Source organism: Pseudoxanthomonas sp. JBR18 (assembly GCF_028198165.1).
Classification (GTDB): Bacteria; Pseudomonadota; Gammaproteobacteria; order Xanthomonadales; family Xanthomonadaceae; genus Pseudoxanthomonas_A.
In genome coordinates, this window is sequence record NZ_CP116339.1 from 143,473 (window position 1) to 165,879 (window position 22,407).

Below are 22,407 nucleotides of genomic sequence, written 5' to 3' on the forward strand. Positions count from 1 at the left end.
CGGGTCGGGTGGCGGCACGGTGGCGGTTCTCTTTTCGCCAACCGGAGCCGCGCGATGCGCCGACCCACCCGTTCGCTGCTTGCCCTGGCCCTGGCCGCCTGCAGCGCCAGTGCCTTTGCCGCCAATGACGCCGTGCCGAGCGGCCACCTGCCGGGCTGGGCCGTGCCGCAGGACTATACGCTGGACCTGAAGATCGACCCGGCGCAAGACAGCTTCAGCGGCACCACCACCATCCACGTCAAGCTCACCCAGGCCAGCGACCATCTGTGGGTCGACGGCAAGGAACTGAAGGTCTCCAAGGTGACCGTGGCCGGCGCCGACGGCAAGGCCGCCCCGGCCACCTACGTGGCCGCCGACGCGCAGAACGGCGTGGCCCGCATCGATTTCGGCAAGACCCTGCAGCCGCAGGTGCTGACCGTGACCATCGCCTACACCGCACCGTTCAATGGCGAGCTGGAAGGCCTGTACAAGGTCACCTACGAGGGCAAGCCCTACGCGATGACGCAGATGGAGCCGATCAGCGCGCGCTTCGCCTTTCCCGGCTTCGACGAGCCGGCGTTCAAGACGCCCTACGACATCAAGCTGACCATCCCCAGCGACCTGCAGGGCGTGGCCAACACCTCGCAGGTGAAGGAAACCCCCGCCGGCCAGGGCTGGAAGACGCTGACCTTCTCGCGCACGCTGCCGCTGCCGACCTATCTGGTCGCCTTCGCCGTGGGCCCGTGGGACATCGTCGACGGCCCAGGCATCACCGCCACGCCCGAGCGTCGCGGCACCCTGCCCCTGCGCGGCGTGGCGCCGGCCGGCAAGGGCCCGCGCATGAAGCTCGCGCTGGACTCCACCCCGGTGATCATCCACACGCTGGAGGACTACTACGGCTTCGGCTATCCGTGGGACAAGCTGGACCTGCTGGCCGCGCCGGACTTCTCCGCCGGTGCGATGGAGAACGCCGGCCTGGTGACCTTCCGCGACTTCCTGCTGCTGCTGGATGACAACTCGGCCACCAGCTACAAGCAATCCTCCTTCAACGTGATTGCCCACGAGCTGGCCCACCAGTGGACCGGCGACACCGTGACCATGGCCTGGTGGAACGACCTGTGGCTCAACGAGTCCTTCGCCACCTGGATGCAGCAGAAGGTGACGATGAAGGTGCATCCGGAGTACCGCGCCGACCTGGACCGCGTGCGCGGCGCCCAGGGTGCGATGTCCGGCGATGCGCTGGTGGCCACGCGCAAGATGCGCCAGGAGATCACCGGCAGCGGCGACATTGAGAACGCCTTCGACGGCATCACCTACCAGAAGGGTGCGGCGGTGCTGGGCATGTTCGAGAACTATGTCGGCGAGGACACCTTCAAGAAGGGCATGCGCCAGTACATCCAGGACCACAAGTTCGGCAATGCCACCGCCGACGACCTGGTCAGCGAGATCGCCCGCGCCGCCGACAAGGGTGCGGACTTCAAGGCGGCCTTCAACAGCTTCCTGGACCAGCCCGGCGTGCCTTACGTGCACACCGAGGTGACCGATGCCGACGGCAAGGTCGTGCTCAAGCTCACCCAGAAGCGCTACCTGCCGCTCGGCAGCACCGGTGACGCTGCCAAGACCTGGGGCGTGCCGGTCTGCGTGCGTTACCAGACCGCCGCCGGCAGCGACAAGGCCTGCACCCTGTTGTCGGCGGCCAGCGGCACCCTGGCCCTGCCTGGCGCCAAGAAGGGCGGCTGGGTGATGCCCAACGCGGGAGCCGCCGGTTACTACCGCATCGGCCTGGATGCCAAGGCGCTCAAGGCGCTGACCACCGGCGTGGGCCAGCTCAGCGACACCGAGAAGCTGGCCTATGGTGACGGCGTCAACGCGGCTTTCAGCCTGGGCGAGATCAACCCCGCCCAGGTGCTGGCCGCGCTCAAGCCGCTGGCTGGCGACAAGGTGGGCGAAGTGGCCGAAGTCCCGACCGACCGCCTGTCCTGGCTGTACGGCCGCCTGGCCAAGACCGACGCCCAGCGTGCGGCCCTGTCCAAGTGGGCACAGGATGCCTACCTGCCGCGCATGCAGCTGCTGGGCTACACCCGCAAGCCCGGTGAGGAGGGCAGCGATGCCCTGCTGCGCGCGCACCTGGCCAGCTTCCTGGCCCTGGACATGAAGGTCGCCCCGGTTCGCGACGCCCTGCTCGCCCAGGGTGATGCCGTGCTGGCCGGCGGCAAGACGCTGGACTTCGACAAGGCCAACCCGGACCTGCTGCCGGCTGCGCTGGGCGTGAGCGTGCAGGTGCACGGCGCCCCGGCCGTCGACCAACTGATGACCGCCCTGCCCGGCGTGATCGACCCGGCCCACCGCAACGCCATGCTGGCCGCGCTGAGCCAGATCGAAGACCCGGCCCTGGCCGCCAAGGTCCGCAGCTTCGGCCTGAGCAAGGACGTCAAGGTGGGCGAGATGCGCTACCTGCTGACCGCCGGCAAGCACGCCACCCTGGCCGACCGCGATGCGCAGTGGAACTGGTTCACCGCCAACTACGACGCCATCCACGACCGCATCGGCGCCTTCGCCGGTGGCTCACTGCCGCGCGTGGCCGCTGTCGGTGCCTGCACCCCGGGCGAATCGGACCGCCTGCAGGCCTTCTTCGAGCCCCGCCTGAAGGACCTGCCCGGCGCCATCCGCGGCCTGCAGCAGGCCCGCGAAAGCATCGGCCTGTGCAGCGCCCTGACCGCCAAGCAGGACCCGGCGACGCTGGTGAAGTAATCGGCTTGGGTTGAAGTCGATGTGTTGAAGCGCCGCCGCGGGAAACCGCGGCGGCGTTTTTGTTTGGTCAATGACACCGTGCGAGAAAGCCACATCTGTGCGTTTCTGCAGATGAGACCGCCCTGGCGGTGCGTCCTCGGCGCTTCGGCTGGCCCGAAGAACAATGGCGCGAGCGCGCATCCGACATACGTCATCACTCACCTCCACGCTACATGGCGCGGACGCTCACCAATCGAGACCTCTAGAACAGCACCAGTTGCGCCGAAGCAGGCGCAGCACCGAACAGCGGCAGTTGTGCGGACGCGGAGTCCTGGATGCGCCGACGGGGACTACGGTGCGCCCGTACTCCGACACGCACGCCACGTCCCAATGTGGATGCCTTCCGACCACCTGAGCTCCCCACCGCTGCCGCCTTGCGCGGGTGCGGGTCCGTTGTGGCCGGCGCCGCGCCGACGGCGGCCCACAGGTGCAGTTGGTCGAGGCGGCTGGCCAATTTGTCCAAGCGTATGGCGTCGTCAGCGCGGTCAGCGCCGATACGTCGGTCCAGGTTCGGGCGGCCGCGGATCATAGGGCGGTGCCCGATGTGCGACAAGCGCGTGACGTCGAGTCTGGACGTCGTGCGGAGTAAACGAATCTGACCCAGCTACGGCTCCATGCAGGCTTCTGATCAGGTTCAACCCCGCGCCTGCGTCGGAACCTCGGGAAGATCGGCGAAGCACTCGATCAGCATTTCGGTCAGCACACGCACCTTCCGCGACGGGTGCGGGCTGGGTGGTCTCACAACGAACATGCCCGCCGGACGCACCGGATAAGACGCCATGACCGAGACGAGCGCACCGGAAGCAAGATGCTCGACGACAAGCCCTTCGGGAAGCATCGCGATCCCAAGCCCCGCCAGGACGGCAGCCACAAGCGCCGTTCCGTTGTCTGCCTTGAAACGGCCGCGGGGCCGGACAGTGACCACCCGCTCTCGGTCCATGAATTGCCAGCTTTCGGTGCCTTGCATGAGACATTCATGAGAAAGCAACTGATCCGGGACCTCTGGCGAACCGAACTCCGCCACATAGCCCGGCGTCGCGACCAGCCTGCCAACAATCGGCCCGACACGCCGAGCAATCAAATTGGAGTCGGGAAGGTAGCCAAGACGTATCGCGCAGTCATAGCCCTCGGCCACCAGGTCGACGTGCCGATCGCTATAGCAGGCATGGACATGAAGGCTTGGATGCTGACGCGCTAGCTCTGCAAAGACCGATGCTAGATGCGTGGGACCAAAGGACAAGGGTGCTGCGATGCGTAACCGGCCACGCAGCTCGCCAGCGGGAAGAATTGTCTCCTTGGCGATGTCGATTTCGCTGGTGACCCTGGCGGCATAGTCACGAAACGTCGCGCCGGCTTCTGTGAGCGATGCACCGCGTGTCGTCCGGGCCAATAGTTGAACACCCAGATCATTTTCGAGCCGCCCCAATCGGCGGCTCACGATTGATTTGGAAATGCCGAGCCGTTGCGCGGCGGCGGTCACACCGCCGGAATCGGCGACTTCAACAAATGTCCGCAGTTCTTCGATATCCATCCGGCGTTCCCCAAAGTGCGACACAGTTTCGCAGCTTGCCTCACTACCGTAGCAAGCATCGCACGGGCAACATCGCCTCATGCCTTGTTGCAGCGGCCTGCCCCCCCCCCTAACGCCGGTCAAGACATGGATGTCACTCCAAAGTCGCCTCACGGTCGGCTTGCGCGCCGACGGCATGCGAACCCAGAAACGAACGCTTCGCCCATCACCGGACCGCCTTGGTGCGTTACGCGGCAAGAGGCGGGGTCGTCCCAAAGCTCGAACGAAGGCCCGCGGCGATAGCCAGCACCGGGAACCAGGATGGTGTGTTGTGCATTCCCAGGGCGAGCTCCCGCGCGTCGCCGTCAAACCAACCAGGTCACCGGCGCAACGCCAAGCTGCGCTTCCCAGCCGATCCATGTTTTCCCTTCACCACACGAGAGAGCACTAGCCGTGACCAGCGAAACGATCCGCTCCCCCCTCACCGATCAGCTCCTGACGCCAGCCAATTCCGCATTGATCATCATCGACTACCAGCCGATCCAGGTCTCCTCCATCCGATCAATGCCGCGCGAGGAACTGGTGTTCAACATCACCAGCACCGCCAAGGCGGCAATGAATTACGGTCTTCCGATCGTCCATTCGACGGTCAACATTGCCACCGGTCGCAACAAGCCACCGATCCAGGAACTGCAGGACGTGATCGGCCATCTGCCGACCTATGACCGGACCTCGATCAATAGCTGGGAGGACACCCAATTCAAGGACGCGGTGAAGGCACTCGGACGGCGCAAGCTGATCATGACCGCGCTCTGGACCGAGGCTTGCCTGACCTTCCCCGCGCTCGACGCGATACAGGAAGGCTACGAGGTCTACGTGCCAGTCGATGCAGTGGGCGGCACCTCGCTCGCCGCGCACGAGACGGCATTGCGCCGGATCGAACAAGCCGGCGGCAAGCTGATCAGTCGGGTGCAGATGTACTGCGAACTCCAGCGCGACTGGGCGCGCGAGGCAACCGTGCCCGGCTTTATGGACGTGTTCGAGAGTTTCGACGGGTTCAATCCTGAAAAAGCCGCCGCGAACCAATAATGTCTGACGTCCGAGCGGGCGGCATCCGTGAAGGTTGCCGGCCCCTCTTTCAGGGAGAAAACAAGGTGACCGAACTGACTGTCCTCGTCGGGCTAAGAGCCAAGCCCGGCAGGGAAGACATACTGCGCCGCGAGCTGTCCGCGCTGGTCGCGCCCTCGCGCAGCGAAGCAGGCAATCTTCGCTACGACCTGTTCGAGGCTCAGGATCAACCCGGCCTGTTCGTCTTCGTCGAAGCATGGTCATCGACCGAATTGCGGATGCAGCACCATGAACATGGCCGGCATATCCAGCATTTCCACGACAACGGGATTGCCCACGTCGAAGCGCGCGAATTCGCCTACGTCCTAAAGCGCGTCGTTTGAGGAGACGGCGAAACCACGCCAATCGCCGGCCCATCGGCTAGGAGGATATAAAGATGATCGATCTAAATGGGAAGCGGGCCCTAGTGACCGGGGGATCGCGGGGCATTGGTGCCGCGATCGCCGCCGCGCTGGCCGAGCATGGGGCCGATGTGGCGTTCACCTATCAAAATGCAGCCGCGAAGGCAAAAGCTGTCAGAAAATCCATTGAAGACACAGGTCGGCGTGCGGTCGCCATCCAGGCCGATAGCGCGGACGCCGAAGCGGTCGCGCGAGCCGTGAACGATGCGGTATCCGCGTTAGGCGGGATCGATATTCTCGTGAACAGCGCGGCGGTGGGCCTCAACGGGCCGCTCGCCGATCTCGATATGAATGAATATCAGACCTTGATGGATGTCAACGTGCGGGCGCCCGTGCTGTTCGCCAAGGCGGTTATTCCGCATCTTGGCAGGGGTGGACGCATCATCTCGATCGGCTCAGGTCTTGGAGAGCGCGTGCCATTCCCGGGTGTAACGGCCTATGCGATGTCCAAGGCCGCGCTCGTCGCCTTTACGCGCGGATTGTCGCGTGAATTGGGCCCGACTGGCATTACGGTGAACCTCGTACAGCCCGGATCGACCGCCACCGACGCCAACCCGGCGGATGGCCCGGGTGCGGATTTCCAGCGCAGCCTGTCGCCCTTGGGACGCTTCGGCGAACCTGGGGAGGTTGCGAACGCGGTGGTCTTTCTTGCGAGTTCAGCCGCGAGCGTGATCAACGGGGCCATCCTGAACGCGGACGGCGGCGCGCTCGCCTGAGCGGACCCAGCCGGCGAAATCCTTAGAGGAACTAGTGAGCATCGAACTGCGGCGCATCACGTACAAGAGCCACCACCACCTCATCGCCGGGCAACTCCGCCTGCCAGCGGATTTCAAGGAGGGAAACGGCTACCCCGCGATCGTGATCTCTGGTCCCGGGAGCAGCACCAAAGAGCAGGCGCCGGGCATCTATGGCGAGAAGCTGGCGGCACGGGGGTATGTCACGCTCACCTTCGACCCGTCCTACCAGGGCGAGAGCACCGGTGAACCGCGAGACCTGGAAAGCCCCGCAGCGCGTATCGAAGACATCCGCAGCGCGGTCGACTTCCTGGTTACGCTGCCATTCGTCGACGAGGATTGCATCGGACTGCTCGGCATCTGTGCGGGCGGCGGCTACGCCATAAGTGCCGCGATGATCGAGCGGCGGTTCAAGGCAGTTGGCACCGTGGTCGCAAGCGATATCGGCACGTCGTTTCGACGCATGGGCAATGCGGCCGACGGAGTGGAGAAGCTGCTGACCGACATTGGCCGCCAACGCACCGCGCAGGCCCGGGGCGCTGCCGCCAAGCGAGAGCCATGGCTGCCCACCCCGGAACAGGCGAAAGCGGCCGGTATTGAAGATCCGTCAACGCTCAATGCCATTGATTTTTACATGACAGAGCGCGGCGCCAGCCAAACGCGCACCAACCAGCGTCTTGCGATCGGCGATGCGCTGCTGGTCGGTTACGACGCGTTTCACTTGGTGGGCGAACTGCTCGTCCAGCCGACCCTGGTCATTGTCGGTGGAAAGCTGGGAACCACCTTCTCCTACGAAGCGAGCAAATCGCTATGGGAGCGCGCGAGAAACCGCAAGGACTTCGTGGTGATCGAGGGTGCAGACCACTATGACCTGTATGACAAGCCGCAATATGTCGACCCTGCTGTGGCCTCCCTCGTGGCCCATTTTGATGGGCATCTTTCGAAGTGATCACCACGCACCATTTCAAGCAAGTCGGCAAGCGCGGCGGCCGACAGGCTTGGTGAAACCCCCAAAACGCGTGCCGCGGCTCGAAGGCGCGGATCGATGAATGAAGGATCCCGCGGAACGGATACCCGTCGCACATTCAGCATCCACGGCACTTATCAAGGAGACCAGCCATTGAGTTTCATCACCACCAATGACGGCGTAGAAATCTTCTACAAGGACTGGGGCCCAAGCGACGCCCCGCCAATCATGTTTCATCATGGCTGGCCCCTCAGTTCCGACGACTGGGACGCGCAGATGCTGTTCTTCCTGTCGAAGGGATATCGCGTGATCGCGCATGATCGGCGTGGACATGGCCGCTCCTCGCAGGTCGGTGATGGGCATGACATTGATCATTACGCCGCCGATGCCTTTGCCGTTGTCACCGCGCTGGATCTTCGCGACGCCGTACATATCGGTCATTCAACAGGTGGCGGCGAAGTGGCGCGCTACGTGGCGCGCCACGGCGAACCGGCGGGCCGCGTGGCCAACGCTGTTCTCATTGCCGCCATTACGCCGTTGATGCTCATGACCGGGAGCAATCCCGAAGGCACGCCGATGGAGATCTTCGACAGCTTCCGGGAGGCGCTCGCCGGCAATCGTGCTCAGTTTTTCCGCGATGTCCCGTCAGGGCCGTTCTACGGCTTCAATCGCGAGGGGGTCGAGGTCCAGGAAGGCATGATCCAGAACTGGTGGCGGCAGGGCATGATGGGGAGTGCGAAGGCGCATCATGACGGCATCAAGGCTTTCTCGGAAACTGATCTGACGGGGGACCTTCAGGCAATCACTGTGCCAACGCTCGTCTTGCATGGCGAGGATGATCAGATCGTCCCGATCGCCGCCTCGGCAAAGAAATCGATCAGGCTCCTGTCGAACGGAACGTTGAAGACGTATCCAGGGCTATCACATGGCCTGTTCGCCACGCACCCAGATCGCATCAACGCCGACATCCTGGCTTTCATCGAGCGTGATTCACGATGAGCTAGGCGGGAGGCGGCTTCGCCGGCAGCCATACCCGAATGGTGAGAGTCGCCGGCCCGGCACCGTGCTGCTGCAACCTCCTTGGCCTGGCGACAGGCGCGCGAAAGCATCGGCCTGTGCAGCGCCCTGACCGCCAAACCAGGACGCGGTGACGCTAGTGAAATGATCGGCTTGGCTTGAAGCGGATGTTCTGGAGCATCGCCGCGTGGGAAACCGCGGCGGTGTCTTTGGTTCGTCAATGGGACCAGGCGACAGACGCCGCCCTACAGCGCGCCTGCAGATGAGACACCTCTGGCGATGCCATCTCCCGGGACGTGTGCAGGATCCATAACATCGTCGAGGAGATCTGCACGTCGCAGCGCTTCAGTCCGAAGCGCACGATCGGCGGCGTGCGCGAAGCGCCTGCCAGCTATCTTGTAGGACCGGCGCCTGTACCTGCTGGCACCGCATCGCGCCTCTCGCAACCGCATCCAACGTATCAGTCGCCAGGCAAGGTATGGGCCGAAGCGAGGGCGGGTTGGTTGGCCCGGGGATGCCCGGGGCGACGTCGTCGGCCTGCTCCTCGCTTTGTCTCACTCAGCAGTTGGGTGGCCGGGATTGCCATCACACGTCCCGGCTGACGGAACGAACGGTGACGCCTCAAGTTGCCGCCCCCATGACAACGGCGAATAATTCACCATGCTGCGGTGCGACATCCTGCGCGCACCTGCCTTTCCGGCGCTGCCGCCCTACCCCGTCCCGCTGACCTGGGTTGCGGCGGCGCCCAGGATCTTCTGCTGTGACTGTTACCCCACAGGCGCGGCCGGATATGCCGGCGACGCGTCCACCCCGCAAGACGCCGGACTACCGCGTCGTCTCCCTGATCATCGCCTGCGCCATCTTCATGGAGCAGCTCGATGCCACCGTGCTGGCCACGGCGCTGCCGGCGATGGCGCGGGACTTCGATGCCTCGGCGCCGGCGATGAGCATCGCCATGACCGCCTACCTGCTGGCGCTGGCGATCGGCATCCCGGCCAGTGGCGCGATGGCCGACCGCTATGGCGCGCGGCGCGTGTTCAGTGCGTCGATCGTGGTGTTCGTGGCCGGCTCGGTGTTGTGTTCACTAGCCACCACCTTGCCGATGATGGTCGGTGCGCGACTGCTGCAGGGCGCTGGCGGCTCGATGATGGCGCCGCTGGGCCGGCTGATTTTGCTGCGCGTGGTGGAGCGGAAAAACCTGGTCTCGGCGATGTCCTGGACCTTGGTCCCGGCCTTCCTGGGCCCGCTGTTGGGTCCGCCGCTGGGTGGCCTGCTGGTGAGCTACTGGAGCTGGCACTGGATCTTCTACATCAATATCCCGATCGGGCTGATGGGGTTCGTGCTGGTGCGCCGGCTGATCCCCTATATCGAGGCGGCCGACGACCCCAAGGCGTTCGACCTGCGCGGTTTCGTCCTGTGCGGGCTGTGTCTGGGCTGCGGGCTGTTCGGCCTGGAGATGGTGAGCCAGCGCGACGGACTGGAGCGGGCCACGGCGCTGATGGCCGTCAGTCTGGTCGCCGCGTTCGGCTATGTGTGGCATGCGCGTCGGCACGCCGCGCCGCTGCTGGATCTGAGCCTGATGAAGATCGCATCGTTCCGTCTGTCGGTGGTGGGCGGCTCACTGATGCGCATCACCCAGGGCGCGCAGCCGTTCCTGCTGCCGCTGCTGTTCCAGCTCGCTTTTGGCTATAGCGCCGCGCATGCAGGCCGGCTGGTGCTGGCCACCGCACTGGGGGCGCTGATCATGCGCATCCTCACGCCTTGGCTGCTGCGCCGCGTGGGCTACCGGCGCGGGCTGATCGGTAATGGCGTGCTGGCCAGCCTGGGCTATGCGGTCTGCGCGCTGTTCCGGCCGGGCTGGCCGGACTGGGTGATGTTCGTGCTGCTGGTGGGCTGCGGGGCATTCATGTCTTTCCAGTTCGCTGCCTACAACACGGTGGCCTACGAGGCGGTGCCCACTCGCCGCATGAGCACCGCCTCCAGCCTGTACACCACGCTGCAGCAGCTGATGCTGTCGGTGGGCGTGTGCGTGGGCGCGCTGATCCTGAAGGTGGCCATTTCCATCGGCCATGACCCGCGCCCGCAGCTGGCGGATTTTTCCGCCGCCTTCATCGTGGTCACGCTGATCTCGCTCTCTTCGACCTGGTGGCACCTGAAGTTCGCCCCGGATGTCGGGGCCGAACTGTCCGGCCACCGCACCAAGGCGGCGGCCTGAGTCAGGCCTGCGCCGGGCGCTTCCACAGGAAAAGCGCCAGTACCACGTTGACCAGCGCCACCACCGCCACGTAGTGCGCAGGCGCCAGCGCACCCGCGCGTGCGGCGAGGTAGGCGATCAACGGCGGCGTCAGCGCCCCGGCGATGGCGTAGGCCGCGTTGTAGGCCAGGGCCAGCCCGGTGAAGCGCACCCGCGCGGGGAACGCCGCCGCCATCACCCCTGGCGCCACGCCGGACACGCCGGCGGTAAAGCCCGCCAACGCATACAGCGGCAGGAAATGCTGCCCGCCGTGTGCCAGGTCGATGTAAAGCAGGTATACGCCGGCCATCAGCGCCAGCGAGGACACCAGCAGCGCCGGCGCGCGCCCGATCCAGTCCGACAGCATGCCGGTCCACAGGCAGCCGGCGATCAGGCAGACCGAGGCCACCACGCTGCCCTCGCTCGCTCGCGCGGCGGAAATCCCGAAGGATGACTGCACCAGCGTGGGCGTCATCAGGATCACCACCACGATGGCCGCTGTCAGCGCCCAGGTAGCGCCCATCGACACCAGCACGCCACCGCGGTGGTCACGCAGCACCTCGCGGATCGGCAGGCGCGCCAGCGCCTTGCGCTCGCGCATGCGGGCGAACACCGGGGTCTCGTCCAGCCATCGCCGTAGCCACACCGACACCAGGCCGAACACGCCACCGAGCAGGAAGGGCAGGCGCCAGGCATACCCCAGCACCTGCGCCGGGGTGAACCAGAGCGCCATCGCCGAGGCCGCTAGCGCGCCCAGCACCAGGCCCAGGCTCAGGCCGGCCGAAAGCGTGCCGATGGCGAAGCCCACCTTGCCCGGCGGCGCGTGCTCGGCCACGAAGACCCAGGCGCCCGGCATCTCACCCCCGATGGCCAGGCCCTGCACCAGCCGCATCAGCAACAACAACAGTGGCGCGGCGATGCCGATCTGCGCGTAGGTGGGCAGCAAGCCGATGCACAGCGTGGGCACGGCCATCAGGAACACGCTGAAGGCGAACAGCCGCTTGCGCCCGATCCGGTCCCCGTAGTGCGCCATCAGCACCCCGCCGATGGGCCTGACGAGATAACCGGCGGCGAAGATGGCGAAGGTCTGCAGCTGCGCCAGCCAGGCCGGCATGTCGGACGGAAAGAACAGCGTGCCCAGGGTCTTGGCAAAAAACACGAAGACCACGAAATCGTAGAACTCCAGCGCCCCACCCAGCGCCGACAGGATCAGGACCTTGGCATCGTTGCGGAGCGGGACGGTGGCGGTGGACATGACGGGCAGGTTCGGGCCAAAGGCGGCACACGATACCGGGCCGGCGGCCCGGATGTGCGGCGGCCGCCAGGCGGCGGGCGCGGGACTAGGCGGCGGCTTCGACGGCCGGGCGCTTCCACAGATAGCAAGCCAGGGCGACGTTGACCAGGGCCACGCCTGCCACGTAGTGCGCCGGGGCCAGCGGCCCGACCTGGCGCGAGAGGAAGGCCACCAGCGGCGGCGTGGCCGCGCCGGCAATCGCGTAGGCCAGGTTGTAAGACAGCGCCAGCCCGGTATAGCGCACCGTGGCCGGGAAGGAGGCGCTCATCACCGCCGGGGTCACCCCCGCCACGCCAGAGGTGAAACCGGCCAGCGCGTACAGCGGCAGGAAGTGGCGCCCGCCATTGGCCAGATCGAAATACAGAAGATAGACGGCCACCAGCAGCGACAGCGAGGCCACCAGCAGCGCCGGCGCACGGCCGATGCGGTCGCTCAGCACACCGGTCCACACGCAGCCGATGACCAGGCAGACCGCCGCCAGCACATTGCCCTCGCTGGCCAGCGCCGGGGCGATGCCGAAGGAGGACTGGATCAGCGTGGGCGTCATCAGGATCACCACCACGATGCCGGCGGTCAGGATCCAGGTCACGCACATCGAGACCAGCACGCCGCCACGGTAGTGGCGCAGGACTTCCCTGATCGGCAGCTGCGCCTGCGCGCGGCGCGCACGGATCTGCGCGAAGACCGGCGTTTCATCCAGCCAGCGCCGCAGCCACACCGAGATGAAACCGAACACGCCGCCGATCAGGAACGGAATGCGCCAGGCGTGCCCGGCCAGCTCGGCCGGGGTGAAGAAGTGCGCCATCGCCGAGGCCATCAGCGAGCCCATCAGCGTGCCGACGTTGATGCCGGCCGAGAGGCTGGCCACGGCGAAGCCGACCTTCTTCGGCGGCGCATGCTCGGCCACGAACACCCAGGCGCCCGGCATTTCGCCACCGATCGCCAGGCCCTGCAGCAGGCGCAGGAACAGCAGCAGCAGCGGCGCCAGCACGCCGACCTGGGCGTAGGTGGGCAGCAGGCCGATGCACAGCGTCGGCAGCGCCATCAGGAACACGCTGAAAGCGAACAGCCGCTTGCGCCCGATGCGGTCGCCGAAGTGCGCCATCACCACCCCACCGATGGGCCGCACCAGATAACCGGCGGCGAAGATGCCGAAGGTCTGCAGCTGTGCCAGCCAGGCCGGGATGTCGGCCGGGAAGAACAGCCCGGCCAGGGTCTTGGCGAAAAACACGAAGACCACGAAATCGTAGAACTCCAGCGCGCCGCCCAGGGCCGACAGGGTCAGGACCTTGGCATCGTTGCGGAGCGGGACGGTGGCGGTGGACATGCGCGGGGAGTCGATCAAAGGCGGCCGGACACCTTAGCGGTCGGGGCCGTCACATGGACAGGCGCAGTGGTGCGCCAGCCGGATGGTGTTTTCCGCCGTCCGTGGCGCGCGTGCAGTGCAGTGCAGTGCGGTGCGGTGCGGTGCGGTGCGGTGCGGTGCGGTGCGCGTTCCACTTTATCCCAGGCCCAATGTCGGCGACCGGTCGGCTGGCGGCGCCCATCTGTAGCGCCGAGCTTGCTCGGCGGGGGGCGTTACCGAAGAAGGCCCCGCCACGTTTGCGCGGCCAGAGGCGCTTCCGGTAAAGCCTCAGCCGAGCAAGCTCGGCGCTACAGATCCGGGCCTTGGCCGAGCGATCTCGGTGCTGCGGGAGGCTGCTGGCGCTGCCGCCTGACGGCGTCGCGCGCAACCGCGCCCGATCTCACTTCATCGCAGAAGCGCCACACACGTCCGTCAACGTGTCCCTGGATCGTCAGCGGCGTGGACTTCCCCAGCGACGCCATGGCCGCCATGGCGGCACCGATCCGTAGCGCCGAGCTTGCTCGGCGGGGACGTTACCGAAGAAGGCCTCTATCACGCCAGATCGGCCAGGGGCTTTCCCAGGAAAGCCTCAGCCGAGCAAGCTCGGCTCTACAGATCTGGCCTCAGCCGATCAAGCTCGGCGCTACAGATTGACCTCGGTCGAGCGAGTTCGGCGCTATGTGGTGGGGACCGCCGCTATCGCCGCCATGGCGGCTCCCACGACTGCCATCAGGCGCGCGTGAGGCGCCAGGCGCGGTGGATGCGGGCGTTGCGCTCGAAATCCGGGCCGATGGTGCTGAGGCTGATCTCCTCGCACACCGCGAACTCGGCCACGGCGGCCTCGTCCAGCTTGAAGCGGCGGAAGTTGTTGGAGAAGTACAGCACCCCGCCCTGCGCCAGCCGCGCGATGCAGGCGCGCAGCAGGCGCACGTGATCGCGCTGTACGTCGAAGTCCTCGGCGCGCGCGGAGTTGGAGAAGGTCGGCGGGTCGCAGAAGATCAGCTCGTACTGGCCGCGGTCGGCTTCCAGCCAGGCCAGCACGTCGGCCTGCACCAGCTGATGCTTGGCGCCGCCGATGCCGTTCTCCTGCAGGTTCTCCGCGCACCACTGCAGATAGGTGCCGGACAGGTCCACGCTGGTGGTGCTGGCCGCGCCAGCCACGGCCGCTTCCACGCTGGCCACGCCGGTGTAGCTGAAGAGGTTGAGGAAGCGCCGCCCGCGTGCCTGGGCGGCCATCTGTCCGCGCAGGGGGCGATGGTCCAGGAACAGCCCGGTGTCCAGGTAGTCGAACAGGTTCACCCGCAGGCGCGCGCCATGTTCGTGGACCACGACGAACTCGCCCTGCTGTGCCATGCGCCCGTACTTGCTGCCGCCCTTGCCGCGCGCGCGCGACTTCACCGCGACCTGCTCGTGCGGCACGGCGAAGACCTGGCGCACCGCGGCCAGCAATTCGTTGAAGCGGCGCAGGGTGTCGGCCTCGGGGATGCTGGCCGGCGCGGCGTATTCCTGCACGTGCAGGAACAGCCGGCGCGCGCCCTCGGCCTCCTGGTAGAGGTCCACGGCGGCGGCGTACTCGGGCAGGTCGGCGTCATAGACGCGGTAGCAGCTCACGTCCTCGCGCTGGCGCCAGGATTTGAACTTCTTGAGGTTCTTGCGCAGGCGATTGGCCACCATCTGCGCGCCTTCGTTGAGCTCGGCCGGCGCGTCGGGGACCACGCGCTGCGGCGGCGCGATGGGATCGACGAAAATCAGCGCGCACTCGATCGCGCCGTTGAACAGCTGGTACTTCTTCTGCGCGCGCAGGCCAGTGGCCATGGCCAGCTCGGCGCTGCCGCACAGCAGGCTGGCGCGCCAATCCGGCACTGCGCCGCGCAGGCCATCGCCCAGCGCGCGGTACAGCGCGGCATCGGCGGCCAGGCGTTCGTCGTAGGGCGGGTTGCAGACCACCACGCCGCGCCGGATCGGCGGTGCGGGCAGCTGGGCCACATCGCAGACCTGGAGCACGATGGCCTCCTCGACCCCGGCCTCGCGCGCACTGGCGCGGGCCGCGTCGATGGCGCGCGGGTCGATGTCGCTGCCGAAGGCGACCTGGCCGAGCTTGGCGCGGCCGGCGGCCTCGCGCGTGCGCGCCTCGTCCAGCAGTGCGTTCCACTGCGCCGTATCGAAGCCCAGCCAGCGCGAGGGCGGCAGGCTGCCGTGGCGCTGCAGGCCGGGGGCGACATCGGCCGCCATCAGTACCCCTTCGATCAGCAGCGTGCCACTGCCGCACATGGGGTCCAGCAGGCCACCGCCACCGGCGTAGGACTGCAACCAGCCAGCGCGCAGCAGCACCGCGGCGGCGAGGTTTTCCTTCAGCGGCGCCTCGTTGCGCACCTGGCGCCAGCCGCGCCGATGCAGCGGGCCGCCGCCCAGGTCGATGGACACCGTGGCCCGCCCCTTGCGCAGCGAGAAGTTGATGCGCACGTCCGGCTCGTCCACGTCGACCGACGGCCGCTCCAGGCCTTCGGCACGCAGGTGGTCGACCACCGCATCCTTGATCCGTTGCGCGGCAAAGCGCGCGTGCGTGATCGCCTCGCCGGACACGTGCGCGTCCACCGCCAGGGTGTGCTCGCTGCGCAGATGCTGCGTCCACGGCAGCGCGAACACGCCGTCGTACATCGCATCCTGGTCGGGACAATCGAACTCCCCGATCGGCCACAGCACGCGACTGGCCAGGCGCGACCACAGCACCGCGCGCTGCGCATCGTGCAGCGTGCCTTCGGCATTGACGCCGGAGACGGTGGCGGTTGCCTTGGACGCGCCCAGCGCGACCAGCTCGTCGACCAGCAGGTACTCCAGCCCCTTGGCGCAGGAAACGTAGAACTTCACTTCAACCTCGAATGGAAATCGGCACGCATGCCGCAAGGGCGGTCACAACCCGGCCAACAGCGCGGCGAACGCCTGTGCGGCCGCGTCCACGTGAGCGGCCAGGCGATGGTCGTCATCGACCATCAGCAGGCGCGCACGCCGCGCCTGCGCCCAGTCGATGACGTGCTTGGCCGGGATCAGTTCGTCGTCCCAGCCGTGGATGATCGAGACGGGCACCTGCGCGGCATCCAGCGCCGGCATGGGGCCCAGGATGGTCGGCGGCGCCATCAGGAACAGCGCATGCACCGGCACCAGCAGCGACACCTGTGCAGAGATGTAAGACCCCAGGCTCGAACCGACCAGCACCAGCGGCCCCTTTTTGGCCGCGGCCGCGGCCAGCGTGCGCAGGCGTACCAGGCGCGCACCGACATCGCCCAACTCGCTGATGTCGCTGCGGCTGTCCAGGTCGGTGTAGTCGGGGCGTTCGTGGCTCCAGCCGGCCGCCTCGGCGACCTGTGCCAGCGCGGTGACCTTGGTCGCCTCGGGCCCGCTTTCGAACCCGTGCGAGAGGATGACGTGGCCGCGGATCACAGCGGCACCACCGCATCGCCGACGGCGAAGGTGCCGCCTTCGACGATCCGCGCGCACAGCCCACCGTGGCCGCGCATGGCGTTGTAGCCGCCGGGGCCGAGTGCGTCCTCCATGCGCGAGCACGGGTCGCAGGGCTCGGTGCCTTCCAGCACCACCCCGCCGATGCGGAAGCGGCGCTCCTTCAGCGCGATCAGCGGAATGCCCGAGACCAGCACGTTGCGGCGCAGGGTGGCGACGTCCACCGCGTCCAGCCCGGCCAGGGCGGCGATCACCGGCAGGTGCTCGGCCTGGATCAGGGTCAGCCCCCGCTTGCCGCTGCCGCCCTTGTAGCGGTCGCCAGTGACGCCAGCGCCGGCGACGACCTGGACGCGCTCGGCGGCGATCATGGGCACATCGCGCGCCGGGCGCACACCGATCCAGTCCACCACGCCGGCACGCGGCAAGGTGGCCATCAGCTTGGCCAGGGGGGAATCGGGGTTAAAAGGCATGGCAGGACAGGGACGACAGCGCGCGGCCGGGGGTGCGCAGTCTAACGCGCCGCGCTCGGCCACCCGGGACGTGTAGCATCCCGGGCATGCCGCACGCCGCACTGATTCCGCTCGATCCACTGCCCTACGCGGGCCTGCTCGACGCCCGCCCGCTGGACCAGATCGACCTGGTCGTCATTCACTGCACCGAGCTGCCCGACCTGGCCACCGCGCGCCAGTACGGCGAACAGGTGCGTTATGCCTCGGGCACCGGCAACAGCGGGCACTGGTACATCGACCGCGACGGCGCGACCCAGTGCTGGATCCCGCCCGAGCGGGTCGCCCACCAGGTGCGCGGCTGGAACCCGCGCTCGGTCGGGATCGAACTGGTCAACACCGGGCGCTGGCCGCACTGGCTGCATGCCAGCCACCAGGCCATGGATGAGCCCTACCCGTCGGTTCAGATCACGGCCCTGGTCGCCCTGCTGACACAGCTGCGCCAGACGCTGCCGGCGCTGCGCTTCATCGCCGGCCACGAGGACCTGGACACCACGCAGGTGCCGGCCGAGGACGACCCGTCGATCCGCGTGCCGCGCAAACGCGATCCCGGCCCGCTATTCCCTTGGGACGCGGTCCTGGCGCAGGTGCCGCTGGAGCGCCTGCTGCCCTGACGCCCAGCCTGCGCAGCGCCGGGCCTCAGGCTTCCCAGTGCTCCGCTTCTATGGCGGGCAGCAAGCCACGCAGGGCGTCGCCACCAGGCTGGGAAAGCAGCTTCTCGGCATCGCCGCGGGCCATGTCCAGAGTCAGGCGCCAGCCGGATTCGTCATGGTCCTCGGCGCGGATCGCCGACAGGTCGTGCAGGCGCGCGCGCAGGCGGCCGGCCGAATGCGGCAGGCTCACCTCGCCGCGGATGCGCTGCAGGCCCAGGCGCTGGGCCAGCGCCGCTTCCAGCAGGTCCAGCCCGACGCCATCGCGCGCGGAGATCCACACCCGCTCACGGGCCAGGCCGACGGTCCCCGGTTCGGTTTCCTCATCCAGGTCGCCTTCGGGCGCATCGTGGCGCGGCTGGGCGCCGTCGATCCGGTCGATCTTGTTGAACACCAGCAGCTGGGGAATGTCGCCGGCGCCGATCTCGCCCAGCACCAGATCCACCTGGGCCATGCGCTCCTCGCGCAGCGGGTCGGCCGCATCGACCACGTGCAGCAGCAGGTCGGCTTCGCGCGCCTCGGACAGGGTCGAGCGGAAGGCCGCGACCAGCTCGTGCGGCAGGTCGCGCACGAAGCCCACCGTATCGGCCAGCACGACGCCACCGCCGGGCAGGTTCACCCGGCGCACGGTCGGGTCCAGGGTGGCGAACAACTGGTCGGCGGCGTAGGCCTGCGCGCCGGTGATGGAATTAAACAGCGTCGACTTGCCGGCATTGGTGTAACCCACCAGGGCCACGCGCGGCAGCTCGCTGCGCACGCGCGCACGGCGCATCTGGGTATGCTGCACCTCGACCTTCTCCAGCCGCTTCTGCAGCTGGTCCACGCGCTTCTGCAGCAGGCGGCGGTCGGTTTCCAACTGGGTTTCACCCGGGCCGCGCAGACCGATGGAACCACCGCGCTGGCGCTCCAGGTGGGTCCAGCCGCGCACCAGGCGCGTGGCGATGTGCTTGAGCTGGGCCAGCTCGACCTGGAGCTTGCCTTCGTGGCTGCGCGCGCGCTGGGCGAAGATGTCCAGGATCAGCCCGGTGCGATCCAGCACCCGCCGCTCCAGCGCCTTTTCCAGGTTGCGCTCCTGGCCTGGCGTCAGGGAATGGTTGACCAGGATCAGGTCGGCGCCGCTGGCGTCGGCCGCGGCCTTGACCTCCTCCAGCTTGCCGCTGCCGATGAAGGTCGAAGGACTGGGCTTGTCGGCGCGCGCGGTGATCATCGCGGCGATGGTGGCACCCGCCGAGCGCGCCAGCTCGGTGAACTCCTCGGCGGCATCCTCATCGGCGGTCACCGCGGCGGATCCACCCCGCACCGGCTGGATCAGCAGCGCGTGTTCGCCACGGCGGGAACGTTCAAACAACTCGGTCGGCATCGGCTACGCAACTGGGAAACAGACACCACAGGATGGTGACGCCCACGCCCCGGTTCAACCGCTGGCCGTGGCCAGCAGCCGGTTGTCCGACCAATGGACGCCGGGGCTGCCGGCGCCGGGAATCAGGCGTCGTCGGCCTCGTCGGACGGCAACTCACCGCCCTCGCCCCCTGGCTGCACATAGCCGCCCCCCGGTCCCACGCGCACGTTGCGCGCCGGCACCACGGTGGAGATCGCGTGCTTGTAGACCATCTGGCTGACCGTGTTGCGCAGCAGGACCACGAACTGGTCGAACGACTCGATGGTGCCCTGCAGCTTGATGCCGTTGACCAGATAGACCGAGACCGGCACCCGCTCGCGCCGCAGCGCGTTCAGGAAAGGATCCTGCAGGGATTGCCCCTTGGACATGCGTAAAACTCCCGCCCATTCTGCGATGGGACTGTTCTTGTAATGGGCCGGCAGTGGCGACTGCTCCCCGAACCACGACCGGTTAACCGATATTACACAAGGCGGACGGATTGACCAGCGACCGCGTCGCGGAATCGAAAACAGCTTTGCTCAACGACCCAGGAACAGGGCCAGCGCATCCTCCAGGCCGGCGCGCTGGGTCGCCGGATCGAACCAGCGCAGGTCCGGCCGGCCGCGCAACCAGGTGAACTGGCGTTTGGCCAGTTGTCGGGTTGCGGCGATAGCGCGCTCGCGGAACTTGTCAGCATCGCCCTGCCCCTCCAGCAACTCCCACGCCTGCCGGTAACCCACCGCGCGCACCGCCGGCAGATCCAGCGGCGCGGCAACGGCCTGCATGGCCGGCAACGCGCGCAGGGCACGAACCTCATCGAGGAAGCCCTGCTCAAGCATGGTCTCGAAACGCTGCGCGATGCGGGCATGCAGCACCGCACGCTCGGCCGGGGCCAGGGCCAGGCGCAGCAGGCGGACCGGCAGACGCGGGCCACGCCGACCCTCGGCCTGCCAGGTGCTGATCGGCGTGCCGGTCAGGCGGAACACCTCCAGCGCGCGCTGGATCCGCTGCGGATCGGTCGGCTTGATCTTCGCGGCCGCGCGCGGATCGACCTGTGCCAGTTCGGCATGCAGCGCGGGCCAGCCGCGCATCGCCGCATCGGCGCTGATGGCCGCACGCAGGGCGGCATCGGCCTGGGGCATTTCGGCGAGGCCTTCGGTCAGGGCCTGGAAATACAATCCGGTGCCACCGGCCAGGATCGGAATCCGCCCACGCGCCACGATGTCCGCGATCGCGGTGCGTGCATCGGCCGCGAACTCGGCAGCCGAATAGGTCTGCCAGGGATCGCGCACATCGATCAGGTGGTGCGGCACCCGCGCCTGTTCGACGGCACTGGGCTTGGCCGCGCCGATGTCCAGGCCGCGATAGACCAGCGCCGAATCGATGCTGACGATCTCCCCGCCCAGCCGCTGCGCCCATTCCAGCGCCAGTGCGGACTTGCCCGAGGCGGTCGGCCCCAGCAGGGCAATGGCAGGCGGCAACAGCAGGTTCGACATGCGCGACAGTGTGCGGGCCGATGCCGGTTCGGTCCATCGCAAACGCAGCGGCGATGGTCGCGGTGGCCGCTCACACCTGTAGCGCCGAGCTTGCTCGGCGGGGACTTCCTTGGGAAGGCCTGTTTGGCTGGGGTGTTCACGGGAATGCCCCAGCCGAGCAAGCTCGGCACTACGGGTCTTCCGTCACCCGTGGGAGCCGCCAGGCCGGCGATGAAGCTCGCCCGGTAACGGCTAAATCGTGCCCACGACCGCTGGTGTTTGGCGTTCCTGATAAGCCCCCGACCGCCGCCGTGGCGGCTCCACCGAGCGCGGCGATCTCAGAAGCTGTCGCCCGGCACCCGCACCCAGCCTTCCATCAGGATGCGGGCGCTGCGACTCATGATCGCCTTGGTCACGGTCCACTGACCGTTGACCTGCCGGGCCTCGGCGCCCACGCGCAGCGTGCCGGACGGATGGCCGAAGCGCACGGCCTCGCGCGCGCCGCCGCCAGCGGCCAGGCTCACCAGCGTGCCGGGAATCGCCGCCGCCGTGCCGATGGCGACCGCGGCGGTGCCCATCATCGCGTGGTGCAGCTTGCCCATCGACATGGCGCGCACGCGCAGGTCGATGTCGTCGGCGCTCACGACCTTGCCGCTGGAAGCGGTATAGCCCTCGGCCGGCGCGACAAAAGCCACCTTAGGCGTGTGCTGGCGCTTGGCCGCCTCGCCGACGTCCTGGATCAGTCCCATGCGAACGGCGCCATGGGCGCGGATGCGCTCGAACTTCGCCAGCGCGGCGGCATCCTCGTTGATCGCACCCTGCAACTCGCTGCCGGTGTAGCCCAGGTCGGCCGCGTTGAGGAAGATCGTCGGGATGCCGGCATTGATCATCGTCGCCTGGAAGCTGCCCAAGCCCGTCACCTCCAGCGTGTCCACGACGTTGCCGGTGGGGAACATCGCCCCGCCGTCCTCGCCTTCGTCGGCCGGATCCAGAAACTCCAGCTGCACCTCCGCGGCCGGGAACGTGACCCCGTCCAGTTCGAAATCGCCGGTCTCCTGCACCTGACCGGCCGTGATCGGTAAATGCGCCACGATGGTCTTGCCGATATTGGCTTGCCAGATGCGGACGCTGCACACCCCGTCGTGCGGCACCTTGCCTGCATCGACCAGTCCGGCGGCGATGGCAAACGGACCGACCGCGGCAGACAGGTTGCCGCAATTGCCGGACCAGTCCACGAAGGCGGTGTCGATGGCGACCTGGCCAAACAGATAATCCACGTCGTGCCCCTCGCGCGTGCTCCTGGACACGATCACCGTCTTGCTGGTGCTGGAACTGGCGCCCCCCATGCCATCGATCTGCTTGGCGTAGGGATCTGGGCTGCCGATCACCCGCTGCAGCAACGCATCGCGCGCCGGGCCCGGCACCTGGGCGCGCGCGGGCAGGTCCTGGAGGCGAAAGAACACGCCCTTGGAGGTGCCACCGCGCATGTAGGTGGCCGGGATCCTGGTCTGAGGGGCGTAAGGCATGGAGAGGTCCTTGGTGCG

Annotated in this window: 18 protein-coding genes; 8 read left to right on the top strand and 10 right to left on the bottom strand. The window is 67.5% G+C overall.

Annotated features, from left to right (window positions below; translation table 11 throughout):
* Nucleotides 1-54 precede the first annotated feature (54 nt).
* Nucleotides 55-2,730 (top strand): M1 family metallopeptidase, encoded by a 2,676-nt coding sequence (locus PJ250_RS00855; RefSeq protein ID WP_271646674.1) that lies wholly within the window; start codon nucleotides 55-57, stop codon nucleotides 2,728-2,730.
* Between the two features lie 673 nt (nucleotides 2,731-3,403).
* On the opposite strand, the gene PJ250_RS00860 is transcribed toward PJ250_RS00855, so the two are convergent.
* Entirely contained in the window at nucleotides 3,404-4,300 is an 897-nt protein-coding gene (locus PJ250_RS00860) for a LysR family transcriptional regulator (protein ID WP_271646675.1), read from the bottom strand.
* A gap of 432 nt (nucleotides 4,301-4,732) precedes the next feature.
* Here PJ250_RS00860 and PJ250_RS00865 point away from each other — a divergent pair, with 432 nt between their 5' ends.
* From PJ250_RS00865 to PJ250_RS00890, 6 genes are all read left to right on the top strand, one after another.
* A complete protein-coding gene (locus PJ250_RS00865; protein ID WP_271646676.1) occupies nucleotides 4,733-5,368 on the top strand; it encodes a hydrolase in 636 nt (211 codons plus the stop codon).
* Nucleotides 5,369-5,433: 65 nt separating this feature from the next.
* Nucleotides 5,434-5,730: a putative quinol monooxygenase gene (locus tag PJ250_RS00870; protein ID WP_271646677.1), complete on the top strand. Its 297-nt coding sequence runs from the start codon at nucleotides 5,434-5,436 to the stop codon at nucleotides 5,728-5,730.
* Nucleotides 5,731-5,783: 53 nt separating this feature from the next.
* Nucleotides 5,784-6,524 (top strand): SDR family NAD(P)-dependent oxidoreductase, encoded by a 741-nt coding sequence (locus PJ250_RS00875; RefSeq protein ID WP_271646678.1) that lies wholly within the window; start codon nucleotides 5,784-5,786, stop codon nucleotides 6,522-6,524.
* Between the two features lie 34 nt (nucleotides 6,525-6,558).
* Nucleotides 6,559-7,491: an alpha/beta hydrolase gene (locus tag PJ250_RS00880; protein ID WP_271646680.1), complete on the top strand. Its 933-nt coding sequence runs from the start codon at nucleotides 6,559-6,561 to the stop codon at nucleotides 7,489-7,491.
* Nucleotides 7,492-7,662: 171 nt separating this feature from the next.
* Entirely contained in the window at nucleotides 7,663-8,508 is an 846-nt protein-coding gene (locus tag PJ250_RS00885; protein ID WP_271648473.1) for an alpha/beta fold hydrolase, read from the top strand.
* Between the two features lie 808 nt (nucleotides 8,509-9,316).
* Nucleotides 9,317-10,741 (top strand): MFS transporter, encoded by a 1,425-nt coding sequence (locus PJ250_RS00890; RefSeq protein WP_271648474.1) that lies wholly within the window; start codon nucleotides 9,317-9,319, stop codon nucleotides 10,739-10,741.
* Nucleotide 10,742: 1 nt separating this feature from the next.
* Here PJ250_RS00890 and PJ250_RS00895 read toward each other — a convergent pair whose 3' ends face one another.
* The 5 genes from PJ250_RS00895 to PJ250_RS00915 all read right to left on the bottom strand — a co-directional run bounded on the left by PJ250_RS00895 (nucleotide 10,743) and on the right by PJ250_RS00915 (nucleotide 17,324).
* Nucleotides 10,743-12,014, bottom strand: a complete 1,272-nt coding sequence (locus tag PJ250_RS00895; RefSeq protein WP_271646682.1) for an MFS transporter — start codon at nucleotides 12,012-12,014, stop codon at nucleotides 10,743-10,745.
* An 85-nt stretch (nucleotides 12,015-12,099) separates the two neighbouring features.
* Nucleotides 12,100-13,380, bottom strand: coding sequence for an MFS transporter (locus PJ250_RS00900; RefSeq protein WP_271646684.1), 1,281 nt, complete (start codon nucleotides 13,378-13,380; stop codon nucleotides 12,100-12,102).
* A gap of 747 nt (nucleotides 13,381-14,127) precedes the next feature.
* Nucleotides 14,128-16,266 carry a bifunctional 23S rRNA (guanine(2069)-N(7))-methyltransferase RlmK/23S rRNA (guanine(2445)-N(2))-methyltransferase RlmL gene (gene rlmKL, locus PJ250_RS00905; RefSeq protein ID WP_271646685.1) on the bottom strand — a complete coding sequence of 713 codons (2,139 nt, stop codon included), beginning with the start codon at nucleotides 16,264-16,266 and terminating at the stop codon, nucleotides 14,128-14,130.
* Between the two features lie 42 nt (nucleotides 16,267-16,308).
* Entirely contained in the window at nucleotides 16,309-16,836 is a 528-nt protein-coding gene (locus tag PJ250_RS00910) for a YqiA/YcfP family alpha/beta fold hydrolase (protein WP_271646686.1), read from the bottom strand.
* Nucleotides 16,833-17,324, bottom strand: a complete 492-nt coding sequence (locus PJ250_RS00915; RefSeq protein WP_271646687.1) for an MOSC domain-containing protein — start codon at nucleotides 17,322-17,324, stop codon at nucleotides 16,833-16,835. The genes PJ250_RS00910 and PJ250_RS00915 overlap by 4 nt, the downstream gene beginning before the upstream one ends.
* Nucleotides 17,325-17,410: 86 nt before the next feature.
* Between PJ250_RS00915 and PJ250_RS00920 the strand changes: the two genes are divergently transcribed.
* Entirely contained in the window at nucleotides 17,411-17,974 is a 564-nt protein-coding gene (locus PJ250_RS00920; RefSeq protein ID WP_271646688.1) for an N-acetylmuramoyl-L-alanine amidase, read from the top strand.
* Between the two features lie 25 nt (nucleotides 17,975-17,999).
* On the opposite strand, the gene hflX is transcribed toward PJ250_RS00920, so the two are convergent.
* The 4 genes from hflX to prpF all read right to left on the bottom strand — a co-directional run bounded on the left by hflX (nucleotide 18,000) and on the right by prpF (nucleotide 22,389).
* Nucleotides 18,000-19,358, bottom strand: a complete 1,359-nt coding sequence (gene hflX, locus PJ250_RS00925; protein WP_271646689.1) for a ribosome rescue GTPase HflX — start codon at nucleotides 19,356-19,358, stop codon at nucleotides 18,000-18,002.
* A gap of 134 nt (nucleotides 19,359-19,492) precedes the next feature.
* Complete coding sequence (hfq, locus tag PJ250_RS00930) at nucleotides 19,493-19,777, bottom strand: RNA chaperone Hfq (RefSeq protein ID WP_271646690.1); 285 nt, start codon at nucleotides 19,775-19,777, stop codon at nucleotides 19,493-19,495.
* 150 nt (nucleotides 19,778-19,927) lie between these two features.
* Nucleotides 19,928-20,884 (bottom strand): tRNA (adenosine(37)-N6)-dimethylallyltransferase MiaA, encoded by a 957-nt coding sequence (miaA, locus tag PJ250_RS00935; RefSeq protein WP_271646692.1) that lies wholly within the window; start codon nucleotides 20,882-20,884, stop codon nucleotides 19,928-19,930.
* Nucleotides 20,885-21,201: 317 nt separating this feature from the next.
* Nucleotides 21,202-22,389 carry a 2-methylaconitate cis-trans isomerase PrpF gene (gene prpF / locus PJ250_RS00940; protein ID WP_271646694.1) on the bottom strand — a complete coding sequence of 396 codons (1,188 nt, stop codon included), beginning with the start codon at nucleotides 22,387-22,389 and terminating at the stop codon, nucleotides 21,202-21,204.
* Nucleotides 22,390-22,407 lie beyond the last annotated feature (18 nt).

What these genes read in the sequence shown, in the direction of transcription:
- PJ250_RS00855 (WP_271646674.1), top strand. Translation starts at nt 55, where the DNA reads ATGCGCCGACCCACCCGTTCGCTGCTTGCCCTGGCCCTGGCCGCCTGC.
- PJ250_RS00860 (WP_271646675.1), bottom strand. Translation starts at nt 4,300, where the DNA reads ATGGATATCGAAGAACTGCGGACATTTGTTGAAGTCGCCGATTCCGGC.
- PJ250_RS00875 (WP_271646678.1), top strand. Translation starts at nt 5,784, where the DNA reads ATGATCGATCTAAATGGGAAGCGGGCCCTAGTGACCGGGGGATCGCGG.
- PJ250_RS00890 (WP_271648474.1), top strand. Translation starts at nt 9,317, where the DNA reads ATGCCGGCGACGCGTCCACCCCGCAAGACGCCGGACTACCGCGTCGTC.
- PJ250_RS00895 (WP_271646682.1), bottom strand. Translation starts at nt 12,014, where the DNA reads ATGTCCACCGCCACCGTCCCGCTCCGCAACGATGCCAAGGTCCTGATC.
- PJ250_RS00900 (WP_271646684.1), bottom strand. Translation starts at nt 13,380, where the DNA reads ATGTCCACCGCCACCGTCCCGCTCCGCAACGATGCCAAGGTCCTGACC.
- PJ250_RS00915 (WP_271646687.1), bottom strand. Translation starts at nt 17,324, where the DNA reads ATGCCTTTTAACCCCGATTCCCCCCTGGCCAAGCTGATGGCCACCTTG.
- PJ250_RS00920 (WP_271646688.1), top strand. Translation starts at nt 17,411, where the DNA reads ATGCCGCACGCCGCACTGATTCCGCTCGATCCACTGCCCTACGCGGGC.
- hfq (WP_271646690.1), bottom strand. Translation starts at nt 19,777, where the DNA reads ATGTCCAAGGGGCAATCCCTGCAGGATCCTTTCCTGAACGCGCTGCGG.
- miaA (WP_271646692.1), bottom strand. Translation starts at nt 20,884, where the DNA reads ATGTCGAACCTGCTGTTGCCGCCTGCCATTGCCCTGCTGGGGCCGACC.
- prpF (WP_271646694.1), bottom strand. Translation starts at nt 22,389, where the DNA reads ATGCCTTACGCCCCTCAGACCAGGATCCCGGCCACCTACATGCGCGGT.